The sequence below is a fragment of the Roseibium sp. genome (assembly GCF_965232425.1).
Lineage (GTDB): Bacteria > Pseudomonadota > Alphaproteobacteria > Rhizobiales > Stappiaceae > Roseibium.
In genome coordinates this window covers 1,069,705-1,095,901 of the sequence record NZ_OZ246971.1, presented here as the reverse complement: position 1 = coordinate 1,095,901, position 26,197 = coordinate 1,069,705, and the positions used below count along the sequence as shown (strand labels likewise).

Sequence of the window (26,197 nt, the reverse complement as noted above, 5' to 3'; positions counted from 1 at the left end):
CAGACCCAATGAACGGATCTGAAATCTACAAGCGTCTTATCGGTCTTATCGAGGACAGGGTGCTGAAGCCGGGCGACCGCCTGCGGGAAGCCGACCTTGCCGAAGAGTTCGGCGTCTCGCGGACACCGATCCGCGAAGGCCTGAAGCGGCTCGAGGCGCAGGGCCTGGCCGTTCACGAGCCCAACCGGGGCATGGTCGTGCCGACACTCGATCACGGCCAGATCAACGAAGTCTATTTCATGCGCGAGATGCTGGAGGGAACGGCCGCCGGGCTTGCCGCCAAGCACGCCTCTGCACCGGAAGTCGAAATTCTGCAGGATCTCGTGCGGGAAGACCGCCAGCGCATGGCCGACAAGGACAGCCTCGTGCGCTCCAACCGGGACTTTCACCGGCGCCTGTGCCTGGCCTCGCACAACCGGTACCTGGTCGACCTGATCGAGCACCTTCGCCTGTCGCTGATCCTGATGGCCGGCACCACGCTGGATACGCCGGAACGCCGGGAAACAGCGGTTGAAGAACATGCGGCTATCGTGGAGGCGATTGCGAAGGGTGACAGCGAAGCGGCGGAGGCGGCCGCACGCCTGCACATCGCCCACGCGCACAAGACCCGCCTGCAACAGATCTGAGCAACGCGGAAAAGGCGCTGCCGTTGCGCCCTCAGGGCGCAATCCAGCTTGCGCTTTTGAGGCTTCCGCTGGTGCCGTAGGAAAACCTGGCCCGCAAATTGTTGTCGCGCGCCAGCCGGCACCAATCCAGGGAGAGTGCCCTGAAGAACAGAACGCCAAAGCGCTCCTTGCCGGTTTCTTCGATCCCGGACACAGGCGCATCAAAAACGGGGCCATTCACGGGCGGAAGTTCGTCCCCGGGAGGCCCTCCCTGGTAGGTGGCCCTGGTGTGCAGGGGCAACCGGCTCCAGACCTGCTCGGCCGCGTGCGAACCGGGAGGTTCAAGTTCTATAGTTCCGCGCAGTCGCAACTGCAGCCTCAGGGCATCCGAATAACCGAGGATCGTCGTATTGCCGTTATCCTGCAACTCCTGCCATTTCGGGCTACGCGTATCGGTGTGAAACTCCAGGACGCGGCTCGAGACGTTCACGGACCGAAGCACGACGGTGCGCGCTTCGGGGAACTGGCAACGGCCAATCGACGCCAGGGTCAGGTATCGGAACGGCTGCCGGGCATCGGCGGCGGCCGCGTCCAGCGTGTCCCAGGCTTCCCTGTCGATGGTGGTCAGGTCTTGCTGCACGGATCGTCCTCGTTTGCGTATCGCTTACTTCCGGAATTGCGGGTAGGTCTTGTCGAGATGCGCCTCCATCGCGGTCAAGCCGTCCTTGAAGACCTGGTCCCGGCCGATGCCGATGCGGAAGTGATCTTGCGGCGTGTCGCCGAGATCGCTTGCATAAATGGACGAGGGCAGGAGCAGGACACCGCTTTCCTCGATAAGACGTTGCGTGAAGGTCTCGACGCCGTCCGGGCCGCGATATCTCGGAAAGGCGACACAGCCGCCCATCGGACGTTGCCACTCGAAGAGATCCGGAAAGGCGCTGAAGACCCGTTCGAGCGCGGCGGCATTTTCCAGCATGATCGAACGGTTGCGCGACAGGATTTTCTGCCTTGCCTTCAGCGCGATTAGGGCCAGCACCTCCGACGGGCCGGAATTGCAGATCGACAGGAAGTGCTTGAACCGCTCTGTTTTTTGCAGGAGGTCGCGGTCCTGCGACGCGATCCAGCCGATCCGCAGGCCCGGCAGTCCGTATGCCTTGGACATCACGTTGAGGGAGATGCCATGCTCGTAGATATCGGCCATCTGCGGCATCCGGTTGGCCTCGTCCAGTTCGACACCGCGATAGACCTCGTCACTCAGGATGTAGATACCGTGTGTTCGGGCCAGCGATACGAGGGCTTCGAGATCATCGCCGGACAGGAGCAAACCGGTCGGGTTGTGCGGAAAATTCAGCGAGATCAGCTTCGTATTCGGCCGGATGGCATCTTTCAGGCGGTCGAGGTCGAGACGCCATCCGCCTTGAGCGCCGTTTGAAACCGAAGGAGGGGCATAGTCCATCGGTACCCCGGTCACGTCGCAGATGGACAGGGGAATGGTCTCCGAGCCCTGATAGTTGGGCGTTGGCACGATGGCATGGTCATCGCGCGTCAGCAGAATATTCGGAATGGCGTAAAGACCTTCTCCGGCCCCTGCCAGACACAGGATGTTGCTGTCCGAAAGCCGGTCATAGGTGCCTGCAATCTCCCGGCGCAGCGCCGGTGCTCCCCAGGTTTCCGTGTATCCAAGCCAGAGGGTCTCGAAACCCGCACGGTCCTCGTCGGACGCGAGAGAAAGAAGCTCGGACAGCGACATGCTTTCAAGATCGGAAGCCGTCATATGGTGTTGCGCGGTGAATTCCCACCTTGAAAAAAACACTTCCAGGCCGAAATCCCGCATTGGGCGCGGGGCGGTTGAGGTCAAGTTCATTCAGACGTTCCTGTTGCATGGTGTCGCCCGTGCCCGATGCCGTCGACAGTTGCACGCGGCACTCCCGCAGCCAGCGAAGACGTGTCTTCGATCCGCTGCAAGAGAGACACTTTGCTTGCACGAGGTGGCGTGTGATTACAAGACGGCCCGCATGCGGCAGATGATTGAAGAGACAGGAAATGCCCTTCTTGCCGGGGGGTTACAATGCCGGTTGCCCGAGACGTCCCACCGCCATGAGCTTGTCGATTGAAAGGACCAGATTGGCCAGCGCGGTGACACCGATCACCGTGAAGGTGAGCAGCATGCCCGTGACACGGAACGCCATGGGTTCCGGGTCACTGCTGACACCATAGGCATGAACGCTCCGGCCGACGAGCAGGAAAAGACCCAGTCCGTAGAGCAGCCAGTGCGCACCGCCAAGTAGCTCCAGCATGAGAAGCAGCAGGAGCGCGAAGGGCGTGTATTCGGCGAAATTGCTGTGGACCCGCATGCGCCGCAGCATGAGATCGTTGCCCCGGTCACCGAGACTGATTCTTTCCGTTCGGCGCGCGCCAATCACCCGGATGCTCAAGAAGACGTAGAGCAGGGCCAACAGGCTTGCGACAACAGGGGTGATGACGATGGTCACAATATTCTCCAGCACCCGGCAGCAAGTATGTCTTTCAGCGCCGGCACGCGCCGGCAGACTGTAAACGATTCGCTGAACCGGCGGGGCCGGTTCAGCTCGTGTTCTTGTCAGTTGGTGCCTGAGGCCTCGTCAGCCAACAGCACTACTGCTTTGTGTACTCATCGTGATACTCCGAGATCACCTTGCGTGCAAAGGCGCCGATCTTCGCATATTCGGCTTCGGTCAGGTTGGCGAGCGACACGCGGGCGGAGGCGTCGACCACTTCAAAGCCTTTTCCGGGCAGGAGAACGACGCTCGTCTCCTCGGCCAGGCGGAACAGGAAGTCATAGCCCTTCTTGTTGGCAACGAACCAGTCCGCGAAGGCGTCCCCGTAAAGTCGCCCGCTCAAATGCTGCAGATTGATCAGCGTGTAGTAGTTGACGTCGTTGGGCTCGCGGTGCGGTGTCACGCCCATGTTGAGTTCAAGCGTGTTGAAGCGTTTCCGGATCAGGCTCTTGGCCGCATCCTTGTAGCGGTCGTCCCGGTCCAGCAGACCGGCGAGGGCGAACAGCATCATCTGGATCTGCTGCGGAGTCGATGCGCCCGCCGTGTGGTTCAGCGCGACGGCCCGGCTGTCGGCAACCAGCCTGTCGATGAACCTGATGTCGCGCGGCGTCGTCGTCAGCGAGGAATAGCGCCGGTCGAGTTCCTTTTTCTTGTCTTCGGCAAGAGCGGCGAGCGCCTCGTCGAAGACATTGTCCTCGTGCAGGGCGATCACGCCGAGCCGCCATCCCGTCGCTCCGAAGTATTTGGAGAACGAATAGACGCACAGCGTGTTGCGCGGACACTTCGCGAACAGCGAGACGAAATCGTCGGCAAAGGTGCCGTAGACATCATCCGTCACCACGAAAAGGTCGGGCCGCCTTTCGTTGATCACCGCCGCAACCCTGTCGAGGTCGTCGGGAGAAAGCTTGACGGAAGGCGGGTTGCTCGGATTTACGATGCAGAACACCTTGATATCCGGGTCGTCCAGTTTGGCGAGTTCTTCGTCGCTGAATTGCCAGTCGGCGCCTTCCTCCATCCGGATATCGACAATGGGCATGTCGTATTCCGGCAGCGGCGGGATTTCGAGATAGGGCGAGAAGATCGGCGTGCCGAGCGCGACCTTGTCTCCCGGCTTCACCAGTCCGTTCGCTTTCAGTGTCTGGAAAATATAGGTCATGGCCGCCGTCCCGCCTTCGGTCGCGAAGACGGAAAACGGGCCCTGCTGCGGCTCGTTGCCGAACATTTCCTTGGCGAGATACGCGCCGACGATCTGCTCCGCATGGGTGAGCATGCGCGGGGGCACCGGGTAATTGCAGCCGAGAAATCCCTCGACCATTTCGTGAAGAAGCTCGTGCCGGTGAATGCCGAGCTGGTCCTTGGCGTAGGAAAGCGCGGCACGCAGAAACGTGGTGCCGTCGCGGTCCTCGTGCCGATGGATGAAGTTTTCAAACCGGAGCAGCATGCCCTCCTTGTCGGGCAGCCCCCCGAAGCCGCTGTCGAGATAGGAGTAGGAGCGCTCGGCTTCCTCGACCGAGAAGTCACCGAGACGCAGAAAGCCCCGGCGCGGATGCGTTGCGAGAAAGTTCGGATTGCCCCGGCCTGCATTCAGCATCATGCGCTGGGCCGCCGAGGACGCAATCTCGATAAGCTTGTCTTTGAGTTCGAACGGGCTGAGTTCCTGATACTGGGAATAGTCTTGTGCACTCATCGGAAATCTCCCGGATTTTTACTGGGCCGGATTGGTGGAAACGAGGCCGACGATGAGCGGGCCCCAGAGGGTCAGCAGCACGTTGGCGACGGCGTAGGTAACGGTGAAGGTGACGACCGGGGTCGCGTTCTGCGCCTTGCCCAGAAGGGCCGCGAAGGCGGGGTTGGCACTGCGGCCGCCGGCAACACAGGCAAGTGCTTCGATCGGGTTCTGGATCCGCAGCACGTAATAGGAGAAGAAAAATCCTATGAACTGCGGGATCAGCGTGACGCCGATGCCGAACAGGAAAATACTCATGCCCTGTTCCTGCAGCGTTGTCAGGACCTGAGGACCCGCGCTGATGCCGACGACGCCAACGAAGACGGCGAGGCCGAAATCCCTGAGGAAATTCACGGCACCGGTGGGCAGCGCGGCATAGCGTGGATGCGTACTCCTGAGCCAGCCGAACAGGAGACCCGACAGCAGGCAGCCGCCGCCGCTGCCGACCGAAACCGGAACGCCGCCGATCTTGAATTCGATGAGCCCGAGCAGCAGTCCGAGCGTCATGCCGATGCCGAAGAAAATGAAATCGGTCACCGCGGCGGACGTGATCGGATAGCCGAGGGACTTCTGAACGGCGTTCAGATCCCGCGGACTGCCGGTCAGCTGCAGTTCGTCGCCCTTGTGAATTTCAAGGTCCGGCAGCAGGGGCAGATCACGGCCCATGCGGTTGACACCGGTGACGAAGACATCGTTCAGGGCGTTCGATCGGGTGTGATCGTGAATGCCCTGCAGCTTGTTGCCGGCATAGTCGGGATTCGTCAGAACGATGTGCCGGTTTTCAAGAACAAGCCTGTAACCGTCCGGCGCCTGGGTCTCCGTGCCAAGTGCGTTGGCCGGATTGTCTAAGGTGGAAACGAGACCGGTCACGGCAACAACGTCGCCTGCTTGAAGCGATTGTGCGTCTTCCAGGTGGATCTCCTGGCCGGAACGCAGCACGGCTTCAACCGCGGCATCGTCAAGGGACGCGTCGAGCTCCTGCGCCGACCTGCCGACAAACGGCGCTTCGCTGCCGAGTTGGTAAAAGCGGGTGTCGATGCGCCGCGCGGCATTGAACTGGCCCGGTTCCAGCTCGGCCGCACCGCCGGACATTTTTTCGGCCAGCTTGAGCGCTTCCTTGCGGATGTCCCAGCGCATGACGGTCGGAAAGAACCACGTGACCATGATGATCGGGCCGATGGAGCCGAAAATGTAGCAGACTGCGTAGCCGACCGCGATGTTGGTTTCCATGATCTGCTTCAGATCGGCTGAAACACTGAGCTTCTGGATCGTCTCGCCAGCCGTTCCGATGATCGCTGATTGAGTCAGGCCACCGGCGGCAAGACCCGCTGCTGTTCCCCGGTCCAGGCCGAAGCTCCACGCAAACACCAGCACCGTGAGCAGCCCGAGAATACACATGACCGCGGCCGACAGAAGCTGGTTGAGCGACTTCAGCGACAGGGCCCGGAAGAACTGCGGCCCGCCCTGGTAACCGACCGCGTAGATGAACAGCGCAAAGAAAATGTCCTTGACCGCGCTGTCGATCGTGACCCCGACCTGCCCGAGGACGACGCCCATGATCAGGGTCCCGGCGATGCCGCCGAGAACGAAATTGCCGATCTTCAATTTGCCGGCAAAGTAACCAAGCGCGACTGCTATGAACAGGAAAATCAGCGACGACTGCGCCGCCAGCCACGTCAGGACATCCATCAAATACCTCCCTTGATTGGTGCAAAGGAGAAAATCACCAACCCAGGGACGGACTATCGCCGGTTTTGTCGCCTACGGCAAATATTTCTTCGAAACTGTTATTTCTGTCAGTGCTTTAACATTCAACGATGTTAACGGCGAGGCCGCCCTGCGAGGTTTCCTTGTACTGTTCCATCATGTCCATGCCTGTCTGGCGCATGGTTTCGATGCACCCGTCCAGCGGAACGAAATGCGTTCCGTCGCCGCGCAGGGCAAGCGAGGCGGCAGTCACCGCCTTGACCGAGCCGAGTGCGTTGCGCTCGATGCACGGAACCTGAACGAGGCCGGCAATGGGGTCACAGGTCATGCCGAGGTGATGCTCCAGCGCGATCTCCGCGGCGTTTTCGATCTGCGCGTTGGTACCGCCGAGCGCGGCGCACAGTCCGGCGGCCGCCATCGCAGATGCAGACCCGACTTCCCCCTGGCAGCCGACCTCGGCGCCGGAGATCGATGCGTTCGACTTGATGATCCCTCCGACGGCCGCAGCCGTCAGGAGAAACACGCGCACGCCGGCCTGATCGGCCGAGGGACAGTGGTCGAGATAATAGCGCGTGACGGCGGGAATGACGCCGGCCGCGCCGTTGGTCGGTGCGGTGACCACCCGTCCTCCGGCGGCATTTTCCTCGTTGACCGCCATGGCGTAGACACCGAGCCAGTCGACCACGCTGTGTTCGAACAGCGGATTGCTTCGGCCCTCGCGGATGAGCTGCTGATAGATGTCGGCGGCACGCCTTTTCACCTTGAGGCCGCCGGGAAGAATGCCGGCCTGGGTAATGCCCCGGTTGATGCAGGCGTCCATGGCCGACCAGAGCCGGTCGATCCCGGCCTCGACCTCCTCGACGGACTTGCCGGCGCATTCGTTGTGCAGCTTCATCTCCGCGATCGAAAGACCCGCCTCGCGGCCCATCTCGAGCATCTGCTTCGCCGTCGCGAACGGGAAAGGAACGCTCTGTGCCGACAGGTCAGCGACCGGTGCGTTGGTCGTGTTGCGGAGTTCCGGTTCGCTGACGACGAAGCCGCCGCCGATGGAATAGTAGACGTAGCTGTCGATCTCGGAACCCGCCTCGCCCAGAAGCCGGAAAGTCATGCCGTTGGCATGCAATGGCAGCGGCGGGCCGTAGTCGAAAACGACATCCCGCGCGGGATCGAAATCAAGCTCGGGCAGACCCGCAATGCGAAGCTTCCGGTCCCTTTGAAGCGCATCCAGCAACGGCTCGACGCAGTCCGGGTCGAGCGTGTCGGGGCGCTCGCCCAACAGGCCGAGGCAAACTGCCTTGTCGGTCGCATGACCTTTCCCCGTGAACGCAAGCGAGCCGTGCAGGGTCACGGTGAGGCGAGCCGCCTTTGCTTCGGCTCCGGCCAGGCCGCGCACCCTGTCCAGGTACCGGCCAACGGCCACCATCGGGCCGACGGTGTGTGAGCTGGAGGGACCGATCCCGATCTTGAAGATGTCGAAGACGCTGATGAACATGGGGTCTTGCCGTGTTTCAAGGTGTTGCAGACTTGGTGACTTGCCCGCACACGCTACCAAAACGGTCTGCGGCGTCCGATGCTCATACGGGCAAATATGTGCTGATTGCGACATCCGGCATGGCGACCGCAGGTTTCTTGCCGTTGCCCGGACATCGGCCGGGATGTGGTTGTTTGCCGGACCGGGCTTTGATAGCGTGCGGCCTTTCTCTCCACCGTCCGTTCCAGAAGAGCCGTTGATGACCTCACCGCACCCGCTAGATGAGACCGATACCTTAGCCCGCAAGAAAGACGCCTTTTCCATTCCTGAAGGCGTGATCTATCTCGACGGCAATTCGCTCGGAGTGCTGCCGAAACACGTTCCGGACAGGATTGCCGATGTTATCGGTACCGAGTGGGGAACGAGCCTGATCCGCGCCTGGAACACCCATAGCTGGATCGACCTTCCCCAGCGGACCGGTGACCGGATCGGCCGTCTCATCGGAGCGCCGGGCGGTACGGTGGTCGCCTGCGACAGCACGTCGGTCAACGTCTTCAAGGTGCTGTCCGCCGCCTTGTCGCTCAATCCCGGCCGCAAGGTCATTCTGTCCGACAACGGAAATTTCCCAACCGATCTTTACGTGGCCTCCGGTCTGAAGGACCTTCTGGCGCGCGGTCATGAACTGAAGATCGTTGCACCGGAGGAAGTCGGGACCGCCATCGACGACACGGTGGCGGTTATGATGCTGACCCAGGTCGACTACCGGACGGGCCGCGTTCACGACATGGAGGCGCTGACCCGAAAAGCGCACGAAGCCGGCGCGCTTGCGGTCTGGGATCTTGCCCATTCGGCCGGAGCGATCGAGGTCGATCTGGAGGGAGCCGACGCCGACTTCGCGATCGGTTGCGGCTACAAGTACCTCAATGGCGGCCCGGGCGCACCGGCCTTCCTCTATGTTGCGGCCAGGCACCTCGATCAGGTCACCTCACCCCTGACCGGCTGGATGGGGCACGAAGCCCCGTTTGCATTCGATCTCGACTACAGGCCGGTCTCGGGCATCAGCCGCATGACGGTTGGAACGCCCGCGATCCTGGCGCTTTCCAGCCTTCACGCGGCGCTGGATGTGTTCGAGGATGTCGACATGGCCGCGATCCGGGCCAAGTCGGTTTCGCTCAGCGAATTGTTCATCGCGGAAGTCGAGGCAAGATGCCCGCAACTGACCTTGGCGAGCCCGCGCGACCCGGATGCGCGGGGTAGCCAGGTTTCGTTCCGGTTCGAGGAAGGCTATGCAGTGATGCAGGCCCTGATCGCGCGCGGCGTCATCGGCGATTTCCGCGCGCCGGACGTTATGCGCTTCGGGTTCACACCCCTTTACCTGTCACACGGCGATATCATCGACGCGGTCACGATCCTGGAGGACATCCTGAATACCGGCAGCTGGGACCGGCCCGAGTTCAAGACGCGCGCCAAGGTCACATAGCGGCCAGCCGTTGCTGCGTTTCCAGCATGGACAGGAACCGCTCGAGGGGCACCGGCCTGGAATAGAGGTAGCCCTGGTACCGGTCGCAACCGTTCCTGGACAGCCACGACCGTTGTTCGATGGTTTCGACCCCTTCGGCGACGACATCCGCACCGAGCGCCGTGGCCAGTGACAGGATGAGTTTTACGATCTCCCCGCCCGCATCGATGTCCTCCATGAACACGCGGTCGATCTTGATGCCGTCGATCGGGTAGTTGTGAAGATAGGCGAGGTTGGAATAACCGGTGCCGAAATCGTCAATGACGATCTGGTAGCCGCATTCCTTGAGGGTCGCCAGTGTCTCGCGGGCGTTGGGTATGTCACCGAGGATCACGGATTCGGTGATTTCCAGGGAAATCCTGTCAGGTGCGCAGCCGGTCTGGCCGGGCAAGGCCTTCATGAAACCGAGAAACCCGCTGTCCGACAGTTGCCGCGGTGACACATTGAGCGCGAGCGTCAGCGGGATACAGTGTCCAAGCTCGTCCAGACGTTTCTGCAGCTTGGCGACTTCCCGGGCGACCCATGCGCCGATGTCCGAAATGAGCCCGGCCTCTTCCGCGATGTGCACGAAATCATCCGGTCCGATGAGGCCCCTTTCGGGATGCTGCCAGCGCAACAGCGCCTCGCCGGAGACAACCCGGTCGGAACTCGTGCAGGCGATCGGTTGGTAGTGAAGGATGAATTCATCCTCTTTCAGCGCACGTTCAAGGTCCTTCTTGATGGCCCTGTGTTCGTCGCGCAGCCGGCGCATGTAGGCGTCGAACCGGACGCATTTGTTGTTGGCATCGGACTTGGCCTGGTAAAGCGCCAGATCCGCATGTCTCATGAGTTCATCGACCGTGTCGCCATCTTGCGGGAAACAGGCAAAGCCGATACTGAGGCCGACTTTCCTCTGTTTGCCCTCGATGACCCTTGGCCTGGCAAAGGACTGCAGCAAGGCGTGGCCGAAACGGCCCGGTTCCGTGCCATCCCTGCCTTCCAGCGTACAGATCAGAAACTCGTCGCCGCCATGCCGGGCAATCACGTCTTCCGGACGGGCGAGGGACTTGAGTTCGTCAGCGACGATCTGCAGGAGCGTGTCGCCCGCCGCATGTCCGAGGGAATCGTTGACCAGTTTGAAGTCGTCGAGATCCAGAAGATAGAAGGAAGCGGTCTGGTTGTTCCGCTTCGCCGCATGCAGGATCAGCGTGAGCCGCTCCTGAAGGTAGGTCCGGTTGGCCAGGCCTGTCAGCGTATCGTGGCTTGCAAGATACTGCGCGCGTTCCTTGGTCTCGTGAAGCTCCGTGACATCGGTCTCGCTGACAAGGTAGGCGGGCTGGCCGGTCACGGCATCGTGGCAGGCGCGAACCGTCAGTTCATGCCAACGCGGTCCCGATCTCGTTTTGACGCGGGCGACGAATTTGTGCGTGCGTTCGCGTTCGACGATCTCGAACAGGTCGGTCGCGTCCTCGGCATGCACGAACTGTTCGAGAAAAGGTGTGTCAAGCGTGGGTGAGGCCGCACGTGAGGCCGTGTTCCTGTAGAGCGACGTGCCTTCCTTGGAGAACAGCGAGATCATCACGGTGGTGTGCAGAAGCGCTTCCGCGCTGCGAAGCGTTTCCGGTTGCTGCTCGTGGTGCTCGCGGCCTTCGCACAGGAGTGCCATCCGGCCGTCGCGCAGGCGGATGCCGCTCATCGCGATCTGCAGGACCTTGGGCTTGCCCTTCGGATAAAGAGTCCAGATCTCCGAAAAACTGACGTCGCTTGTGCAGAAGTCCTGCTGATATTGCCGCAGGCGCTGTTCCACGGCGGGCGACATGTCCGCGCCGAGGTCGCGCGATTGCAGTTCCGCCAGGGACAGAGCGTCCGTGATTTCCAGCGTCTTGCGGTTGGCCCACAGGTAGCGCTTGTGGTCGAAATCGAAAATCCAGACAGCCGAGTCGAGACGGTCGTAAAGCTCCAGAAGGATGCTCTGATCGACTTTGCCCTCGGCTATGTCGATCTGGACAGCGCTTTCACCTTCTACGTCATTTACGAACAATTCCGCGCGGTTCGACAGTTTTCCCTCCAACGAGCAACCACGACTTCGGCCGCATACCGGTTCAGCCTGATGTCACTTAGTCTTCTTGTTTTTCGGTCCGGTCCGCTTGCGATTGCCGCAGGCGTCCCGAAACAGTAATCGAGAATTCCTGAAGCCGGCCTAAGAATAATGTTTCAAATTGAATTCGCTGAGGAAAAGTCGTCGCGTTATCGTCAAATTTACGTAGTGAATGATGGGCGAATTCTTTGTTGGACGCATTTTTGCTTCCGCTCCCGGATGGTTCAACTTCGCGTTTGGCGAGAGTTCTGGAGATTGTACACGTGAAATTCGACTTTGTAGACTCCGGATTCCGCCGCTTGAGGGAACAAATGCCGGGGAGATCACCGCGACTGGCGAATAGCTCATTCCGCTGGTTCGGTTTTTTTGAAAAATCTTGCCCTTTCTGACGCAAAAGCCGGTGATTACCGGTTGATTGCGCCGTCAATAAAGTTAGAAGGTCTGAACGCTGTGACGGGCTGTCTTGTGCGGACCGAACAACCAACGCCAAAAGGTGGGGCACAGCGAAACGAAAAAAGAAAGACCGCTTCAGGGGGGCGGCAAGGAGCTTGAATGCTTGAGCTTGACCAGCTCGTCATGGACTTCAGTGGATTCAAGGCTGTCAACGGCTGCTCGTTCCGCGTCGAAGAAAACAGCATCACCGGACTGATCGGCCCCAACGGGGCGGGAAAGACGACACTCTTCAACCTCATTGCCGGGGCGCTGCAGCCGACGAGCGGCAGCATCCGGTTCCTGGGGGAAGACGTCACGAGCCTTGCCAGCCATCAGCTGTTTCACAAGGGCCTCGTGCGCACGTTCCAGATCCCGCACGAGTTTCACAAACTGACCGCGCTCGAAAATCTGATGATGGTGCCGCCGTCCCAGCCCGGCGAGAGCCTGTTCGCGAACTGGCTCGCGTGGGGGCGGGTCAAGTCCTCTGAGCACGACGTGGAGCACAAGGCCTATGAAACGCTCGAGTTTCTGGAATTGAGCCATGTTGCCCATGAACGCGCAGGCAACCTGTCGGGCGGCCAGAAGAAGCTGCTTGAACTGGGCCGCACCATGATGACCGACGCGAAACTGGTTCTGCTGGACGAGCCTGCAGCCGGCGTCAACCGGACCCTGTTGCGCAAGCTGGAAACCAAGATCGAGATCCTGAATAAGGACCGCGGCTACACCTTCATCCTGATCGAACACGATATGGAAATGATCGAGAAGCTCTGCGACCCGGTCGTGTGCATGGCGGAAGGCCGGGTGCTGATCCAGGGCGATTTCCAGACCGTTCGCTCCGACCCGCAGGTCCTGGAAGCGTATCTGGGCGAAACCACGGGAGATGCCGCATGACTGCGCTTCTGTCGATGGAACACCTCACCGGCGGTTACGGTGAGGCCGATATCCTGCAGGATGTCTCCCTGTCCGTTTCCCAGGACGAGATTGTCGTCATTGTCGGCCCGAATGGTGCCGGCAAGTCCACGGCCATGAAGTCCGTCTTCGGATTGCTGACCATTCGCGGCGGCAAGATGCTGTTCGACGGCGATGATATCACCGGCTGGGCACCGAACCGCATCGTTCAGCGTGGGATCTGCTACGTGCCGCAGGTGGACAACATCTTCCGGGAAATGTCGATCCAGGAAAATCTGGAAATGGGCGGCTTTCTCAAGACCGGCGATCTGTCGGCGGCCTATGACAGGGTGTATGAACTGTTCCCCGATCTGAAGGAACGCCGCAAGACGCTTGCCGGAAGCCTGTCCGGCGGTCAGCGCCAGATGGTCGCCATGGGGCGCGCCCTGATGCTCGACCCCAAGCTGCTTCTGCTGGATGAACCGACGGCGGGTCTGTCGCCGAAATACATGGAACAGATTTTCCAGATCTGCCGCGATGTGCGCGACACCGGCGTTGCCATCCTGCTTGTCGAGCAGCATGCCAAGCAGGCGCTCGCCTTTGCCGACCGGGGATATGTTCTGGCAGCCGGCAAGAACCGGCACGAAGGCACCGGTGCGGATCTCCTGGCCGACCGTGAAGTCGCCGAAATGTTCCTGGGTGGGTGATAGGCATGGACCTATTTGAGCTTCTGAATTTCTACATCGTGCCGGGCGTCGTGCTCGGATCCATCTATGCCCTGGGTGCGGTCGGGATCACCCTGATTTTCGGCATCCTGCGCTATGCCCATCTCGCGCACGGCGATCTGGCGACCCTCGGGGCGTTCCTGGCGCTCGCTGTCGTCACCGGATTTGGCGTCTCGCCCTATGCCGCGCTGCCTGTCGCCATCATCGGAACGGCGGCAGTCGCCGTCGGGATCGACAAGGTCTTCTACGAGCACCTGCGCGAGCGGCCCAAGATCGTGACCGTGATGGCCTCGCTCGGCATCGCGCTGATGATCCGCGCTGTTGTGCAGGTCGTCTGGGGTGTCGACACGCAGACCTATTCCCGCGGCATCGTCCGCCCCGAAGATTATTTCGGTATCCGGGTCCGCGACCGGGAAATTTACACGATCCTGGCAATGGTGGTTCTCGTCGGCGTCCTGCAGATCTTCCTGACAAGATCAAAATGGGGCAAGGCCATGCGGGCCATGTCCGACAATCCGAACCTCGCCCTCTTGTCCGGCATCGACAACAAGAAAGTGGTCATGCTGACCTGGGTGATTGCCGGCGGCCTCTGTGCCGCATCCGGCTTTTTCCTCGGGATCAACACAGAGCTGAAGGCCATGATGGGCTGGCACATGCTGCTGCCCATGTTCGCCGCCGCCATTCTGGGCGGCGTCGGGCGGGTGGAAGGCGCCGTGCTTGGCGGTCTGATCGTCGGTGTTGCCGAAGAGGTCTCGGTGCTGTTCATTCCAAGCGAGTACAAAGCCGCCATGGCCTTTGCGATCTTGCTGTTCATGTTGCTTGTGCGCCCGACCGGGCTGCTCAAGGGCAAAGTGCTTTAAGGGGAGGGAGCAGGATGGAACTTCTGGGTCTCGTCAACTACGCCCTCTTCATGGCGATCTTCATCTGCATTTATGCCCTGCTGGCCCTTGGCCTCAACATCCAGTGGGGGTTTGCGGGCCTGTTCAATGCCGGGATCGCCGGTTTCTTCGCCGTCGGAGCCTACACGTCCGCGATCATTTCGACGCCACCGGCAGATGGCCGAATTGGCGGCTTCGACCTTCACTTCGTTGTCGGCTGGATCGCGGCCATGCTGGCCGCAGCGCTTGTGGCCTGGCCGATCGGCAAGATCTGTCTGCGCTTCCGGTCCGACTATCTGGCGATCGCAACCATCGGCATTGCCGAGATCATCCGGCTGGTGATCAAGTCCGAGCCCGCCCTGACCAATGGCGCACGCGGGATTTCCAGCATTCCCCGTCCGGCGGGCGACCTGGCTTACATGGAGTCCCAGATCGCTTATCTGGTCATCGTGCTCGCGGTTCTGATCGCGGCCTATTTCCTGGTTGAGCGCCAGTTCAATGCGCCCTGGGGCCGCATGATGCGCGCCATCCGCGACAATGAAGACGCGGCCAAGGCAATGGGCAAGAATGTCGAGTTCCGCCGCCTGGAAGCCTTCATATTCGGTGCGGCGCTGATGGGGCTCGGTGGTGCGCTGTTTGCCCACTTCAACCGCTCGATCACGCCGGAGGCCATCGATCCGATGGTGGCGACATTCCTGATCTGGATCATGTTGATCCTCGGCGGATCCGGTAACAATCGCGGCGCGATACTCGGCGCGGCCGTCGTCTGGATCATTTGGTCCGTTTCAGAGATTGCAACCGACCGCCTTCCGACTGAATATGCGGTCCAGGCAAAATACATCCGTCTGTTCCTGATCGGCCTCATGCTGCAGCTCGTGTTGCGCTTCCGGCCGGAGGGGCTGCTCCCCGAGCCATTGAGGGGAGACCAACGGGTAACGAAATCCGGGGCGGACCAGAATTAGGCCCGTTCCGTGGGTCCCGTCGCCCTGGTTTCAAGGGCGCGGGAGCCAAGGTTCCTAAAGACCCGGCAAAGACCGGACCATTGAGGAGGTACTCTTGATGAAAACCAAGTTTCTTGCACTTGCAGCCGGCATGATGGCGGCAACCGCGCTGGCATCCGTGCCGGCCCAGGCCGACGTGAAGATCGGTCTGATCGGCGGCGTGTCCGGCCCGATCGCGGCCATGGCTCCGGCCATGATCGACGCGGCCCAGCTGGCCGTTCAGCAGGTGAACGAGCAGGGTGGAATCGGCGACGGTGAGACGCTTGTCGGCGTCGTCGGCGACAGCGCCTGCAACCCGCAGGGTGGAACGGACGCGGCCACCAAGGCCGTCAACATCGAAGGTGTCGTCGGCATCGTCGGCCCGCATTGCTCGGGCGCTGTTCTGGCCGCCGCCGGATCGGTCACGATCCCGGCGGGCATCGCGCTGATCACGCCGTCCGGCACATCTCCGGAAATCTCCGGCCTGGAAGACAAGGGCACCGTGTTCCGCACCGTGCCGTCCGATGACTATCAGGGCCGTGCGCTCGCCCGCACCATGAAGGACATGGGCTACGGCAAGGTCGCTGTCGCCTATCTCAACAACGACTACGGCACCGGTCTCGCCAATGCATTCAAGGCCGAATATGTCGATGAGCTCGGCGGTGACATCACCCAGTTCGCCGCACATGAGGAAGGCAAGGCCTCCTATCGCTCCAACCTTGCGGAACTCGCCAAGGGCGGCGCGGATACGCTCGTGATCTTCGACTACGGCGACGGCACCGGCCTGACCATCCTGCGGCAGGCGCTGGAAAACGGTTTCTTCGACAAGTTCGTCGGCGGAGACGGCATGAAGTCCGACGCCGTGATCAACGAACTCGGCGCGGAAAACCTGTCGACCTTCGTCGCGTCCTCGCCGGTCGGTGAAGCCTCCAAGTCGCTGGACATGTTCAACGAAGCCTTCAAGGGCGTCGGCGGCGATCCGGATGCGATCTTCGCCAACACCTCCTATGACGCTGCCTTCCTGCTGGCGCTGGCCGTTGAAAAGGCCGGCGGCAAGAAAGAAGACGTTGCAGCAGCCGTCGTTGAAGTCTCCAACGGCGAAGGCGAGGCCATTCTTCCGGGTGAATGGAAGAAGGCCAAGGAACTGATCGCGGCGGGTACCGCCATCGACTACAAGGGCGCAGCCGGTGATCACAACTTCGATGCCAAGGGCGACGTTCCGGGCACCTACGCCCTCTTCGAGGTCGGCTCCAACGGCTTCGAGACCATCACCGAAATGAAATAAGCTTTTTTCAAAAAAAGCATTTCAGAAAGCCGGCGGTTCGAAAGAGCCGCCGGTTTTTCTTTGAGCTGGTCGATCGCTTCTTGCACGTCCTCCTCATCCTGAGGAGCACGGTCGAAGCCAAAGTTCCCTCTCCCGGTGGGAGAGGGTCAGGGTGAGGGATCAGACGTTTGCATGTCTGACCGCGGTTTGAGCCCTCACCCGGCGCATGCGCGCCGACCTCTCCCAGTGGGAGAGGTTACCTGCGCTCGGAAATCAAAAGGCCGGGCACCCTTACTCACACGATCCAAACCCGCTATAAGCGCGCGCATGCGTGATCTGGATGTTCTTGTGCTTGGCGGCGGTGCGGCCGGTCTGATGTGTGGAATTGAGGCCGCCAAACGCGGTCGCAAGGTGCTGGTCATAGACCATGCGAAACGGCCGGCGGACAAGATCCGGATCTCGGGTGGCGGCCGCTGCAATTTCACCAACCTGCACTGCACGCCCGCGAATTTTCTGTCGCAGAACCCGCGCTTCTGCGTTTCGGCGCTCAAGCGCTACACCCAGCAGGACTTTTTGGCGCTTGTCGAAAAGCACCGCATTGCCTGGCACGAGAAAACCCTCGGCCAGCTCTTCTGCGACAACAGCGCCAAGGACATCATCCGCATGCTCCTGGACGAACTCGAGGCGGCCGGCGGAACGCTTCAACTGGAAACCGGCATAAAAGCGGTTGAAAAACCCGACGCGTGGTTTTCGGTGGCAACGTCCAAGGGGCCGCTCAAGGCGAAATCGCTGGTCGTGGCAACGGGGGGACCGTCGATCCCGAAAATGGGGGCGACCGGCTTCGGCTATGATCTCGCCAGGCAATTCGGGCTGGATGTGGTTCCGCCGCGCGCCGCGCTGGTGCCGCTGACCTTCTCAGATGCCAACAAGGATCTGTGCGCGCGCTTGTCCGGCATTTCGGTCGATGCCTGCGTCTCCTTCGGCAAGACCATTTTTCGCGAGGGACTGCTGTTCACCCATCGCGGCCTGTCGGGGCCGTCGATCCTCCAGATCTCGTCCTACTGGAAAGAAGGCAATCCGATATCTGTCGACCTGCTGCCGCAGACAGATGTGTTCGACGCCCTTCGCAACGCGCGCCGCGACAATCCGAAACAGGACCTGAGGACATCCCTCACGCAATTGCTGCCCAACCGGCTCGCCGAGGAGCTGGCGAAAGCGTTTTCTCTGGGTGGCCGCCTGGCCGACCAGTCCGACAAGGTGCTGCGGCGGGCCTCGGACCAGCTCAACCGCTGGCAGCTCACGCCGGTCGGGACGGAAGGTTACCGGACGGCGGAGGTTACGCTCGGCGGCGTCAGCACGAAGGAACTGTCCTCCAAGACGATGGAAAGCTCCAGGGTGCCCGGCCTTTATTTCATCGGCGAGGTCGTTGACGTCACCGGACACCTTGGCGGTTTCAATTTCCAGTGGGCCTGGTCGTCAGGCCACGCGGCCGGGCAATTCGTTTGAACGGACGGAAATTATCACCTGATCATGCGCTGCAGCATTTTTTGATGACCGTTCCTCATTGAGCTGTATACTCGCGGAAAAAGAGGAACGAATGAAGCGTGTGACCATTCATGATGTGGCTGAAGCTGCGGGCGTGAGCCTGGCGACGGTCGACAGGGTGATGAACGGTCGCCCGGGCGTGCGCAAGGCAACCATTGATAAGGTCAGGTCGGCTGCCGACGGGCTGAACTACAAACCGGATGTCTTTGCCGCCGGTCTTGCCAAGAAGCGTGTTTACAGACTTCATTTTCTCATTCCCGACGGTCCGAATGCCTTCATGGAGGATCTCACGCGCGAAGCGAGGGCACACGCGGAGACCCTGAGCAGCGACCGTGTCACGGTTCACGTTGAGCCGATCGACGCCTTTGACGGCCACCGGGTTGCGGGCACGCTTGCGGTCCTGGACCGGTCCGTGTGCGACGGCGTTGCGGTGGTGGCGCCAGCGTTTCCCGAGGTTCGGGCGGCCATCGACCGGCTGCAGGACCGCGGGGTTCCCGTCGTGACCCTCGTGTCCGATCACCCGGTCTCCGCGCGCCAGCATTTTGTCGGCATCGACAACACGGCGGCCGGCCGCACCGCAGGCAGGCTCCTCGGACGGTTTCTACCCGAGAAAGACGCAAAGATCGGCCTGATCGCCGGCTCTCTGGGGCTGAGAGACCATGCCGAAAGGTTCGCGGGCTGCAAGACCATCCTGGAGACGGATTTTCCGCATCTTCAGCTTCTGAAGGTTCGCGAGGGACGCGATGACAACGCCAGGAATGCAGATCTTGTGGAGCGTCTGCTCCAGGATCATGCAGACCTGGCGGGGCTCTACAACATCGGTGCGGGAAACAGGGGCATCATCGCCGCGCTTTCCGAAGGACATCAACGCAAAGAGATTGTCTTTGTCGGTCACGAATTGACCCCTTACACGCGGGACGCCTTGCAGGCCGGCATCATGGACGCGGTCATTGCGCAGGATCCGGGGCACGAGATCAGAAGTGCCGTGCGGGTATTGAAGGCGCTGTGCGACAAGAAACCCATCATTGAGGGCCAGGAACGCATCGGCATCGATATTTTTCTGAAGGACAATCTGCCCGAAGCGGTTTAACGCCGAAATCGCGCAGAAAGTGACATATTACACTCAGATTTTTTCGTTGACCTTTGAGACGCCGCACCGCATATCTAGGGCATGCGACTGACACAACAAACAAACTACGCTGTGCGTGCCCTCATGTACTGCGCCGTCAACCCGGACAAGCCGAGCAAGGTTGCCGATATCGCTGCCAGCTTCGACATGTCGGAAACCCACCTGTTCAAGATCATGAAGGTCCTGGTCGATGCCAATCTGATCAAGACCATTCGCGGGCGGAACGGAGGTGTCATGCTGGGCCGGCCGGCGGAGCAGATTTCGGTGGGCGAGGTCGTGCGCGCGGCAGAGGAAAGCTTTCTTCTTGCCGAGTGCTTCGATTCGGGGCGCAAGGATTGCCCGCTGATCATGTCCTGTGGCTTCAACGGTCTTTTGCATGAGGCGCTTGAAGCCTTCATGGCAGTGCTGGATACCAAGTCGATTGCTGACTTGTCCGAGGACAGGTTCGGCATGCGTGATCTCTTGAAGATCGACGTGACGGACGCACCGATCGCGGCAAATGCCTGAACACGCCACTTCGTTGTGTTGACCAGAAGCGCCACCATCCGGTTGGCGCTTTTTTGTTGCGTGACGGCCCGCGCGGAGCGCACCGGCACCCTTTTCGATCAGGCAGGTTTTGGAGAAAAGGCCGGGCTGGCTAGCCGCTGAGGGAGAGGAGAGGGCGGTTGGCTGGCCTGGCATTTTTCGTCCGCGGTTTCCCGCGGACCCTGTCTCGTTCAAAACCGGAGGACGCGATTTCCAGTTCCGTCTCGATCAGGCATTGCCTTGATAGGAAAAGTTGAGTATGAGTGTCAAGTATAAAGTTGAGTAAGAAACTCACCTTTTAATCGTTCTGAATTGGACGCCGGGTTGAGCCTCCCTTGATCCGGCAAAACAGCATAGGCCAGGGACCGATAGTGCCATGACACTCACCGCCAACAGCCAGAAGCGACGCCTCTCAATTTCGTCCGCGGGCAGCTCAAGATCCGCCTGGGCGGGCAAGCCGGCGCGCGAACAGAAATCGGAATTCGATTCGCGTGAGCTCTTCAGCGGTCTGAGGCAGATCCAGATTCAGCATAACGAGGACACTTATCGTCTCTCCATTACCAAGCAGGGAAAACTGATCCTCACGAAGTGACACCGAAATACATCCGATGCGCCGTCCGTACCCTAGGTGCGGGCGGCTCCGCGAAGGGCGATCGCCGAGGCCTCTTCGGGTCACGCGGTCTCCCTGCCCCTTCCCCCGACCCACTTTGGGGGAAGGGGACATTCCCTTTCCCGCCGGTCCCGGTCGCAGTTCCGGGATTGGCAATCAAACTCAGGCCGAATAGATCGCAACAGGTTTGCCGACACCGCGAAGGGCATGTTCGCCCATTTCGTTCAGGCTGGTTTTGAGATCCCCTGCCAGTGCGTTGCGCACCGGTTCGGTCAGGAGAAGTTCCCGGCCCAAGGGTTTGCAGAGAGATTCCACCCGGCTGGTCTCGTTCACGGCACGTCCGATCACCGTGAAATCGAGACGCTCCTCGCCACCGACATTGCCGAAAAAGACCTCGCCTCTGTGCAGTCCGATGCCGATTTTCAGCGGATGCCAGAGATCGGGATCCGGCAGGTCGTCGGGCGGTGTCTCGTTCAGGGCCTCGATGGCATCAAGCGCGGTCCGCGCGGCCTTGACGGCAGCGGTTGCCGCTGCCCCTTCGCCAAGGGCCTTCTGGTCGAAAACGGCAAGCACGCCGTCGCCCATGAATTTCAGAATGTCGCCGCCATGGCTCAGGATGGCGCCGGAGATCCGGTCGAAATATGCATTCAGGATGGCCGTTACCTCAGGACCGCTGAGACGGTCGGCAAGCTGGGTGAAGCCGCGCATGTCGGCCATGAAGACGACGGCCTGAATGGCCTCGCCGTCGCCGCGCCGGATCTCCCCGTCAAGGACGCGCCGTCCCGCGATCGGACCGAGGTAGGTGTCGGCGACGTTGCGCGCGATGCGCTGGACGATGTGCCGCTCTACATGGAGAGCCAGAAGGTCGATCAGCCGGCGGATTTCGTCCTTGTCCGAGGTTCCGAACCCGCCCGGCCGCGTCGTTCCAAATGTCATCGCGTTGAAGGTCTTGCCCGATGCACTCAGCGGAAGCGCGACATAGGACGTGAAACCCTGGTCGGCGAGTTCCTGCATCAGCGGGGAGGACGTCCGGCCGTCTTCGGTTTCCAGGTCGACCCTTATCATCTGGCCTTCCATGATCACCTTGTAGAGCGGATTGCGCGTGAACGCGGCTTCATTGACGGCACCCGCGTCGGCAGCGATCTCGTCGCATAACTCGTCAAGACGGCTCCAGAACCAGGAAAACCCGATCACCCGGGGGTGCAGGGTGCCCATGTGAAGTGTGCAGCGGTCAATGCCGAGGTCGGCCGCCTTGCAGCGCCACATGAATTCCTCGAACATCAGCATCACGTTGTCGATCCGCGTCGCCTCGTGCAACAGCCAGTTGTGCAGGTCTTGGATGCTCTGGTGCTCGGGTGCGCAGGCCGGTCCGCGTTGTGACCGGTTGAGAACGTAAACATGCGGTGCGTAACTGCGCGGTGCGGGATCAAGCACGGTGCGGGTCATACGGTCTCCTGACGAAGCTGTGTTGACGTTAATCTGGTTTGCTGCGGAGAAACTTCAATCTGTTACGGTCTCCTGGACGACAAAAAAACCCCGGCCTGAGGCCAGGGCTTGTCTGTGAAATCGCAACCAGCGCGGTCAGAATGCAGCTTCAACGCCGTCCATTTCGACATAGACGCTTTTCAGCTGGCTGTAATATTCGATCGCCGCGTGACCATTCTCCCGGCCGATCCCGGATTTCTTGTAGCCGCCAAAAGGCATTTCGATTGGCGTGAGATTGTAGGTGTTGATCCAGCAGGTGCCGGCCTGCAGCCGGCCGATTACGCGGTGCGCGCGCTGAATGTCGTTCGTGAAAACCCCGGCCGCCAGGCCGAATTCGGTATCGTTCGCTCGGGCGACGACATCGTCCTCATCGTCGAAATCGAGCACGCTCAGAACGGGGCCGAAGATCTCTTCCCGCGCGATTGTCATGGTGTCCGTGACATCGGCGAATACGGTCGGCTGCACGAAGAGACCTTCCGGGAAACGCGCCACCTCGGCCGCGCCGCCGCCGCACACGAGGCGGGCGCCTTCGTCTTGTCCGATCTTCAGATAGTTCAGCACCTTGTCGAACTGTGCCTTGGAGACAAGCGGGCCGATACTGGTCGCCTCGTCGAGCGGATCGCCGAGCACGGCATTCGCCGTTCGCTCGGAAAGGCGTGCGAGGAACCGGTCCTTGATGGCTGCTTGAACGAAGACCCGTGTTCCGTTCGAGCAGATCTGCCCGGTCGAATAGAAATTGGCGTTGATCGCGGCGGACACCGCGTTCTCGATATCCGCGTCGTCAAAGATGATCAGCGGGGATTTGCCGCCAAGTTCGAGCGTCGTCTTCTTCAGGTGTTCGCCTGCGAGGGCTGCCACCTTGGCGCCGGTCGGGACGGAGCCCGTCAGCGACACCTTGGCAATGTCGGGATGCGCCACCATTTTTGCGCCGACATCGCCAAATCCCTGGATCACGTTGAAGACGCCGTCCGGCAGCCCGGCTTCGCTCAGGGCTTCGGCGAGCTTGAGCGCGCTCAGCGGCGTCACCTCGGACGGCTTGAAAATCATGGCGTTGCCGCAGACAAGCGCGGGAGCGGCCTTCCAGCAGGCGATCTGGATCGGGTAGTTCCAGGCGCCGATGCCGAAGCAGATCCCCAGTGGTTCGCGCTTCGTGTAGGCGAACGAGCCGCCAAGGTCGATATGTTCGCCGGTAAGCGTAGCGGCAAGGCCACCGTAATATTCCAGGCAGTCCGCTCCCGAAGCGGCATCCGCGACAAGCGTTTCCTGCAACGGCTTGCCTGTGTCGAGGGTCTCCAGGATCGACAGTTCGCGGTTCTTCTCCCTGAGAATGTCGGCTGCCCGGCGCAGCACGCGCCCCCGCTCGGCCGGGGGCGTCTCTGCCCAGACCTTCTGGCCCTTCCTGGCGGCCGAGATCGCGGCCTCGATGACGGCATCGTCGGCCGGTGTGATGCGGGCAATTGCCTCGCCGGTCGCGGGATAGACGCTGTCGAACGGTGTTCCCGACTGGCTTTCCAGATAGGATCCGCCGACGAAGTGTGAGGCATTCGGTTGGGCGCGCATTGAAGTGCTCCTGCAAAAGGTGTGACCGGCGGCCCGGCCAGAATTCAGCGTTGACTGTTTTCCCAGTCCGGGTGGATCCAGGGCTGTTGATTGGAGGCCGGAAGCGGGTCCTTGCCGAGAATGTGGTCGGAGGCTTTCTCACCCACCATGATGGAGGGCCCGTTCAGGTTTCCGTTTGTGATCAGCGGAAAGATGGAACTGTCGGCGACCCGAAGGCCATCGACACCGATGACGCGGCACTCCGGATCGACCACAGCCAGCGGATCGCTTTTGGCGCCCATCCTGCAGGTGCCGCATGGATGGTAGGCGCTTTCCACGTGCTCACGGATGAAATCGTTGAGCTCTTCGTCGCTCTGTACCTTGTCGCCCGGCTGGATTTCCTTGCCGCGATAGTCGGCGAAGGCGTCCTGGCCGAAGATTTCCCGCGTGAGCCTGATGCAGGTCCTGAAGTCTTCCCAGTCTTCATCGTGTGACATGTAGTTGAACAGGATCGAAGGCTTGGCCTTCGGGTCGGAGGACGTCAGGGACACCTGTCCGCGCGATTTCGACCGCATCGGTCCGACATGCGCCTGGAAACCGTGCCCTTCGGCTGCGGCCTGCCCGTCATAGCGGACCGCGAAGGGCAGGAAGTGGTACTGGATGTCGGGATACTTGACGCCGGCCTTGCTGCGGATGAAGGCGCAGCTCTCGAACTGGTTGGATGCGCCCAGGCCATTCTTGAAGAACAGCCATTGCGCACCGATCAAGGCCTTGGAAAAGAGGTTCCAGTGCTTGTAGAGCGTGATCGGCTGCGAACAGGCCTGCTGGATATAAAGCTCCAGGTGATCCTGCAGGTTGGCGCCGACACCGGGGCGATCGGCAACGACATCGATGCCGAGTTCGGACAGTTTGTCTGCCGGGCCGATGCCCGACAGCATCAGGATCTTCGGCGAATTGATCGACGAAGCGGCGAGGATGACCTCGCGTGTGGCCCTGGCTTCCCGGATTTCGCCGCCGATCTCGAATTCAACACCAACGGCCCGGTTGTTCTCGATCAGGACCTTGCGGACAAGGGCACCCTTGATGAGATCCAGGTTGCCACGCTTCAGGGCCGGCTTGAGATAGGCGTTTGCGGCTGACCAGCGGCGGCCCTTGTGGACCGTCATTTCCATGTCGCCGAAGCCTTCCTGCTTCTCGCCGTTGTAGTCCTCGGTGATCTCGTACCCCGCCTGGCGGCCGGCATCGCGGAACGCGTGAAACAGGGGGTTCCACTTGGTACCCCGTTGCACGTGCAGCGGACCGTTTTCACCGCGCCACCCGGCCTGGCCCTGCGGGTTCTGTTCCTGCCGCTTGTAATAGGGCAGCACGTGCCGGTAGCCCCAGCCGCTTGCGCCCATTTCTTCCCAGGTGTCGAAGTCACAGGCATGGCCGCGCACATAGACCATGCCGTTGATCGACGACGAGCCGCCGATCACCTTGCCGCGCGGCGTCGCGAGGCGGCGGCCGCCGAGATGCGGTTCCGGCTCGCTTTCATAGCCCCAGTCGTAGATCGGCATGTTCATGGGATAGGAGAGGGCGGCGGGCATCTGGATCAGCGGCCCGACATCCGTGCCGCCGAATTCCAGCACGAGAACCCGGTTTTTCGGGTCCTCGGAGAGCCGGCTGGCCATCGCGCAACCGGCGGACCCGGCCCCTACGATGATGAAATCAAATTCGTCGGTCATTGCGAAACTCCGGCTCAGTGGTCCTTGCTGCGGTCCGCATGAGCGGCAATCTGGTTTTCGACATAGTCCTCGACCATCGCGATGGCTGCATGCCTGTCGGTCTGCGCGTCGCTCAGGGCCTGCCGGATCCAGACCCCGTCGATCATGGACGCAGTGCCTTCCGCAATCCGGCGCGCTTCGCTCCTTGGAAGGAAGAAACGGAGATTGTAGGTCAGGTTGGAGGCAAGCCTTGCGGCATAGATCCGCAGCAGGCGGTTGTTACTTTCGGTGGTTCTGGATTGCACGTAGAACGCCAGCCAGGCGGCGATCACCGCAGGTTGAAACTGGTCCACGGCGAAGTTGCCCGCAATGATCGCGGAGATGCGCTCGCGTGGTGTTTCCGCCTTGGCGAGGTTCTCGCGTATGGCGCGCCCGAGCTCGGTCAACAGGTGCCGCATCGTTGCGGCAAGTAATTGATCTTTCGAGCCGAAATAGTGGTGCACTAGACCGCCGGAAACGCCTGCACGCTTGGCGATCTGGGCCATCGTTACGTCGCTGTAACCGCGTTCGTGTATCGCATCCACGGTGGCATCGATGAGGCTCCGCCGGCGCTGTGCTTCCATTCCGACTTTGGGCATCCTGATCTCCGGACTTTTCCGATTCTTATTTTTAATTGATCAATCAATCAATGAAAACTTGCAAAATGTCGCTACGGATGCTTGGATTGCGGCGGGACAGGGGTTGGCAGACCGATCGCGCACGTTTCAGACTGCGCCCTTGAGATCTGGTGGTCGAAGTTTACGCCTCGGGCGGGACTTTGCTCCCTGCACAAACGATAATTTGCTTTCCAAA

General features: G+C 61.0%; 22 protein-coding genes. 11 read left to right on the top strand and 11 right to left on the bottom strand.

Annotated features, from left to right (window positions below; genetic code table 11):
- Positions 1–8: 8 nt before the first annotated feature.
- A complete protein-coding gene (locus ACO08A_RS05055) occupies positions 9–626 on the top strand; it encodes a GntR family transcriptional regulator (RefSeq protein WP_421981455.1) in 618 nt (205 codons plus the stop codon).
- A 31-nt stretch (positions 627–657) separates the two neighbouring features.
- Here ACO08A_RS05055 and ACO08A_RS05050 read toward each other — a convergent pair whose 3' ends face one another.
- The 6 genes from ACO08A_RS05050 to ACO08A_RS05025 form a co-directional block, all read right to left on the bottom strand.
- Entirely contained in the window at positions 658–1,245 is a 588-nt protein-coding gene (locus ACO08A_RS05050; RefSeq protein WP_422040108.1) for a pyridoxamine 5'-phosphate oxidase family protein, read from the bottom strand.
- Between the two features lie 24 nt (positions 1,246–1,269).
- Positions 1,270–2,469, bottom strand: a complete 1,200-nt coding sequence (locus ACO08A_RS05045) for an aminotransferase class I/II-fold pyridoxal phosphate-dependent enzyme (protein ID WP_422040107.1) — start codon at positions 2,467–2,469, stop codon at positions 1,270–1,272.
- Positions 2,470–2,668: 199 nt separating this feature from the next.
- Positions 2,669–3,097: an MAPEG family protein gene (locus tag ACO08A_RS05040; RefSeq protein ID WP_422040106.1), complete on the bottom strand. Its 429-nt coding sequence runs from the start codon at positions 3,095–3,097 to the stop codon at positions 2,669–2,671.
- Positions 3,098–3,239: 142 nt separating this feature from the next.
- Positions 3,240–4,829, bottom strand: a complete 1,590-nt coding sequence (locus tag ACO08A_RS05035) for a bifunctional aspartate transaminase/aspartate 4-decarboxylase (protein ID WP_422040105.1) — start codon at positions 4,827–4,829, stop codon at positions 3,240–3,242.
- A gap of 18 nt (positions 4,830–4,847) precedes the next feature.
- Positions 4,848–6,557 (bottom strand): aspartate-alanine antiporter, encoded by a 1,710-nt coding sequence (gene aspT / locus ACO08A_RS05030; RefSeq protein WP_422040104.1) that lies wholly within the window; start codon positions 6,555–6,557, stop codon positions 4,848–4,850.
- Between the two features lie 115 nt (positions 6,558–6,672).
- The gene (locus tag ACO08A_RS05025) at positions 6,673–8,067 is read right to left on the bottom strand and encodes an L-serine ammonia-lyase (protein ID WP_422040103.1); all 1,395 of its coding nucleotides are present in this window, start codon (positions 8,065–8,067) and stop codon (positions 6,673–6,675) included.
- 238 nt (positions 8,068–8,305) lie between these two features.
- On the opposite strand from ACO08A_RS05025, the gene kynU reads away from it, so the two are divergent.
- Entirely contained in the window at positions 8,306–9,526 is a 1,221-nt protein-coding gene (gene kynU / locus ACO08A_RS05020; protein WP_422040102.1) for a kynureninase, read from the top strand.
- Here kynU and ACO08A_RS05015 read toward each other — a convergent pair.
- Positions 9,519–11,615 carry a putative bifunctional diguanylate cyclase/phosphodiesterase gene (locus tag ACO08A_RS05015; protein WP_422040101.1) on the bottom strand — a complete coding sequence of 699 codons (2,097 nt, stop codon included), beginning with the start codon at positions 11,613–11,615 and terminating at the stop codon, positions 9,519–9,521. The genes kynU and ACO08A_RS05015 overlap by 8 nt on opposite strands.
- Before the next feature lie 579 nt (positions 11,616–12,194).
- Here ACO08A_RS05015 and ACO08A_RS05010 point away from each other — a divergent pair.
- From ACO08A_RS05010 to hemP, 9 genes are all read left to right on the top strand, one after another.
- Entirely contained in the window at positions 12,195–12,965 is a 771-nt protein-coding gene (locus tag ACO08A_RS05010; protein WP_421981464.1) for an ABC transporter ATP-binding protein, read from the top strand.
- Complete coding sequence (locus ACO08A_RS05005; RefSeq protein WP_422040100.1) at positions 12,962–13,669, top strand: ABC transporter ATP-binding protein; 708 nt, start codon at positions 12,962–12,964, stop codon at positions 13,667–13,669. The genes ACO08A_RS05010 and ACO08A_RS05005 overlap by 4 nt, the downstream gene beginning before the upstream one ends.
- A 5-nt stretch (positions 13,670–13,674) precedes the next feature.
- Positions 13,675–14,547, top strand: coding sequence for a branched-chain amino acid ABC transporter permease (locus ACO08A_RS05000; RefSeq protein WP_422040099.1), 873 nt, complete (start codon positions 13,675–13,677; stop codon positions 14,545–14,547).
- A gap of 14 nt (positions 14,548–14,561) precedes the next feature.
- A complete protein-coding gene (locus ACO08A_RS04995; protein ID WP_422040098.1) occupies positions 14,562–15,527 on the top strand; it encodes a branched-chain amino acid ABC transporter permease in 966 nt (321 codons plus the stop codon).
- Positions 15,528–15,624: 97 nt separating this feature from the next.
- Positions 15,625–16,830, top strand: coding sequence for an ABC transporter substrate-binding protein (locus ACO08A_RS04990; RefSeq protein ID WP_422040097.1), 1,206 nt, complete (start codon positions 15,625–15,627; stop codon positions 16,828–16,830).
- A 306-nt stretch (positions 16,831–17,136) separates the two neighbouring features.
- Positions 17,137–18,315 carry an NAD(P)/FAD-dependent oxidoreductase gene (locus ACO08A_RS04985; RefSeq protein WP_422040096.1) on the top strand — a complete coding sequence of 393 codons (1,179 nt, stop codon included), beginning with the start codon at positions 17,137–17,139 and terminating at the stop codon, positions 18,313–18,315.
- A gap of 91 nt (positions 18,316–18,406) precedes the next feature.
- Positions 18,407–19,444 (top strand): LacI family DNA-binding transcriptional regulator, encoded by a 1,038-nt coding sequence (locus ACO08A_RS04980; RefSeq protein WP_422040095.1) that lies wholly within the window; start codon positions 18,407–18,409, stop codon positions 19,442–19,444.
- Positions 19,445–19,525: 81 nt separating this feature from the next.
- Positions 19,526–19,990, top strand: coding sequence for an iron-responsive transcriptional regulator RirA (gene rirA, locus ACO08A_RS04975; RefSeq protein WP_421981471.1), 465 nt, complete (start codon positions 19,526–19,528; stop codon positions 19,988–19,990).
- A 394-nt stretch (positions 19,991–20,384) separates the two neighbouring features.
- Positions 20,385–20,600, top strand: a complete 216-nt coding sequence (gene hemP / locus ACO08A_RS04970) for a hemin uptake protein HemP (protein WP_422040094.1) — start codon at positions 20,385–20,387, stop codon at positions 20,598–20,600.
- A 180-nt stretch (positions 20,601–20,780) separates the two neighbouring features.
- Here hemP and ACO08A_RS04965 read toward each other — a convergent pair whose 3' ends face one another.
- The 4 genes from ACO08A_RS04965 to betI form a co-directional block, all read right to left on the bottom strand.
- The gene (locus ACO08A_RS04965) at positions 20,781–22,064 is read right to left on the bottom strand and encodes an adenylate/guanylate cyclase domain-containing protein (protein ID WP_422040093.1); all 1,284 of its coding nucleotides are present in this window, start codon (positions 22,062–22,064) and stop codon (positions 20,781–20,783) included.
- Between the two features lie 135 nt (positions 22,065–22,199).
- Positions 22,200–23,663, bottom strand: coding sequence for a betaine-aldehyde dehydrogenase (gene betB, locus ACO08A_RS04960; RefSeq protein WP_422040092.1), 1,464 nt, complete (start codon positions 23,661–23,663; stop codon positions 22,200–22,202).
- 44 nt (positions 23,664–23,707) lie between these two features.
- The gene (gene betA, locus ACO08A_RS04955) at positions 23,708–25,366 is read right to left on the bottom strand and encodes a choline dehydrogenase (protein ID WP_422040091.1); all 1,659 of its coding nucleotides are present in this window, start codon (positions 25,364–25,366) and stop codon (positions 23,708–23,710) included.
- Positions 25,367–25,380: 14 nt separating this feature from the next.
- Positions 25,381–25,983: a transcriptional regulator BetI gene (betI, locus tag ACO08A_RS04950; protein ID WP_422040090.1), complete on the bottom strand. Its 603-nt coding sequence runs from the start codon at positions 25,981–25,983 to the stop codon at positions 25,381–25,383.
- Positions 25,984–26,197 lie beyond the last annotated feature (214 nt).

Excerpts from the sequence above, each read along its gene's own strand:
- ACO08A_RS05055 (WP_421981455.1), top strand. The coding sequence starts at position 9 with ATGAACGGATCTGAAATCTACAAGCGTCTTATCGGTCTTATCGAGGAC.
- ACO08A_RS05045 (WP_422040107.1), bottom strand. The coding sequence starts at position 2,469 with ATGAACTTGACCTCAACCGCCCCGCGCCCAATGCGGGATTTCGGCCTG.
- ACO08A_RS05035 (WP_422040105.1), bottom strand. The coding sequence starts at position 4,829 with ATGAGTGCACAAGACTATTCCCAGTATCAGGAACTCAGCCCGTTCGAA.
- aspT (WP_422040104.1), bottom strand. The coding sequence starts at position 6,557 with ATGGATGTCCTGACGTGGCTGGCGGCGCAGTCGTCGCTGATTTTCCTG.
- ACO08A_RS05025 (WP_422040103.1), bottom strand. The coding sequence starts at position 8,067 with ATGTTCATCAGCGTCTTCGACATCTTCAAGATCGGGATCGGTCCCTCC.
- kynU (WP_422040102.1), top strand. The coding sequence starts at position 8,306 with ATGACCTCACCGCACCCGCTAGATGAGACCGATACCTTAGCCCGCAAG.
- ACO08A_RS05010 (WP_421981464.1), top strand. The coding sequence starts at position 12,195 with ATGCTTGAGCTTGACCAGCTCGTCATGGACTTCAGTGGATTCAAGGCT.
- ACO08A_RS05005 (WP_422040100.1), top strand. The coding sequence starts at position 12,962 with ATGACTGCGCTTCTGTCGATGGAACACCTCACCGGCGGTTACGGTGAG.
- ACO08A_RS05000 (WP_422040099.1), top strand. The coding sequence starts at position 13,675 with ATGGACCTATTTGAGCTTCTGAATTTCTACATCGTGCCGGGCGTCGTG.
- ACO08A_RS04995 (WP_422040098.1), top strand. The coding sequence starts at position 14,562 with ATGGAACTTCTGGGTCTCGTCAACTACGCCCTCTTCATGGCGATCTTC.
- ACO08A_RS04990 (WP_422040097.1), top strand. The coding sequence starts at position 15,625 with ATGAAAACCAAGTTTCTTGCACTTGCAGCCGGCATGATGGCGGCAACC.
- ACO08A_RS04985 (WP_422040096.1), top strand. The coding sequence starts at position 17,137 with ATGCGTGATCTGGATGTTCTTGTGCTTGGCGGCGGTGCGGCCGGTCTG.
- ACO08A_RS04980 (WP_422040095.1), top strand. The coding sequence starts at position 18,407 with ATGAAGCGTGTGACCATTCATGATGTGGCTGAAGCTGCGGGCGTGAGC.
- rirA (WP_421981471.1), top strand. The coding sequence starts at position 19,526 with ATGCGACTGACACAACAAACAAACTACGCTGTGCGTGCCCTCATGTAC.
- hemP (WP_422040094.1), top strand. The coding sequence starts at position 20,385 with ATGACACTCACCGCCAACAGCCAGAAGCGACGCCTCTCAATTTCGTCC.
- ACO08A_RS04965 (WP_422040093.1), bottom strand. The coding sequence starts at position 22,064 with ATGACCCGCACCGTGCTTGATCCCGCACCGCGCAGTTACGCACCGCAT.
- betB (WP_422040092.1), bottom strand. The coding sequence starts at position 23,663 with ATGCGCGCCCAACCGAATGCCTCACACTTCGTCGGCGGATCCTATCTG.
- betA (WP_422040091.1), bottom strand. The coding sequence starts at position 25,366 with ATGACCGACGAATTTGATTTCATCATCGTAGGGGCCGGGTCCGCCGGT.
- betI (WP_422040090.1), bottom strand. The coding sequence starts at position 25,983 with ATGCCCAAAGTCGGAATGGAAGCACAGCGCCGGCGGAGCCTCATCGAT.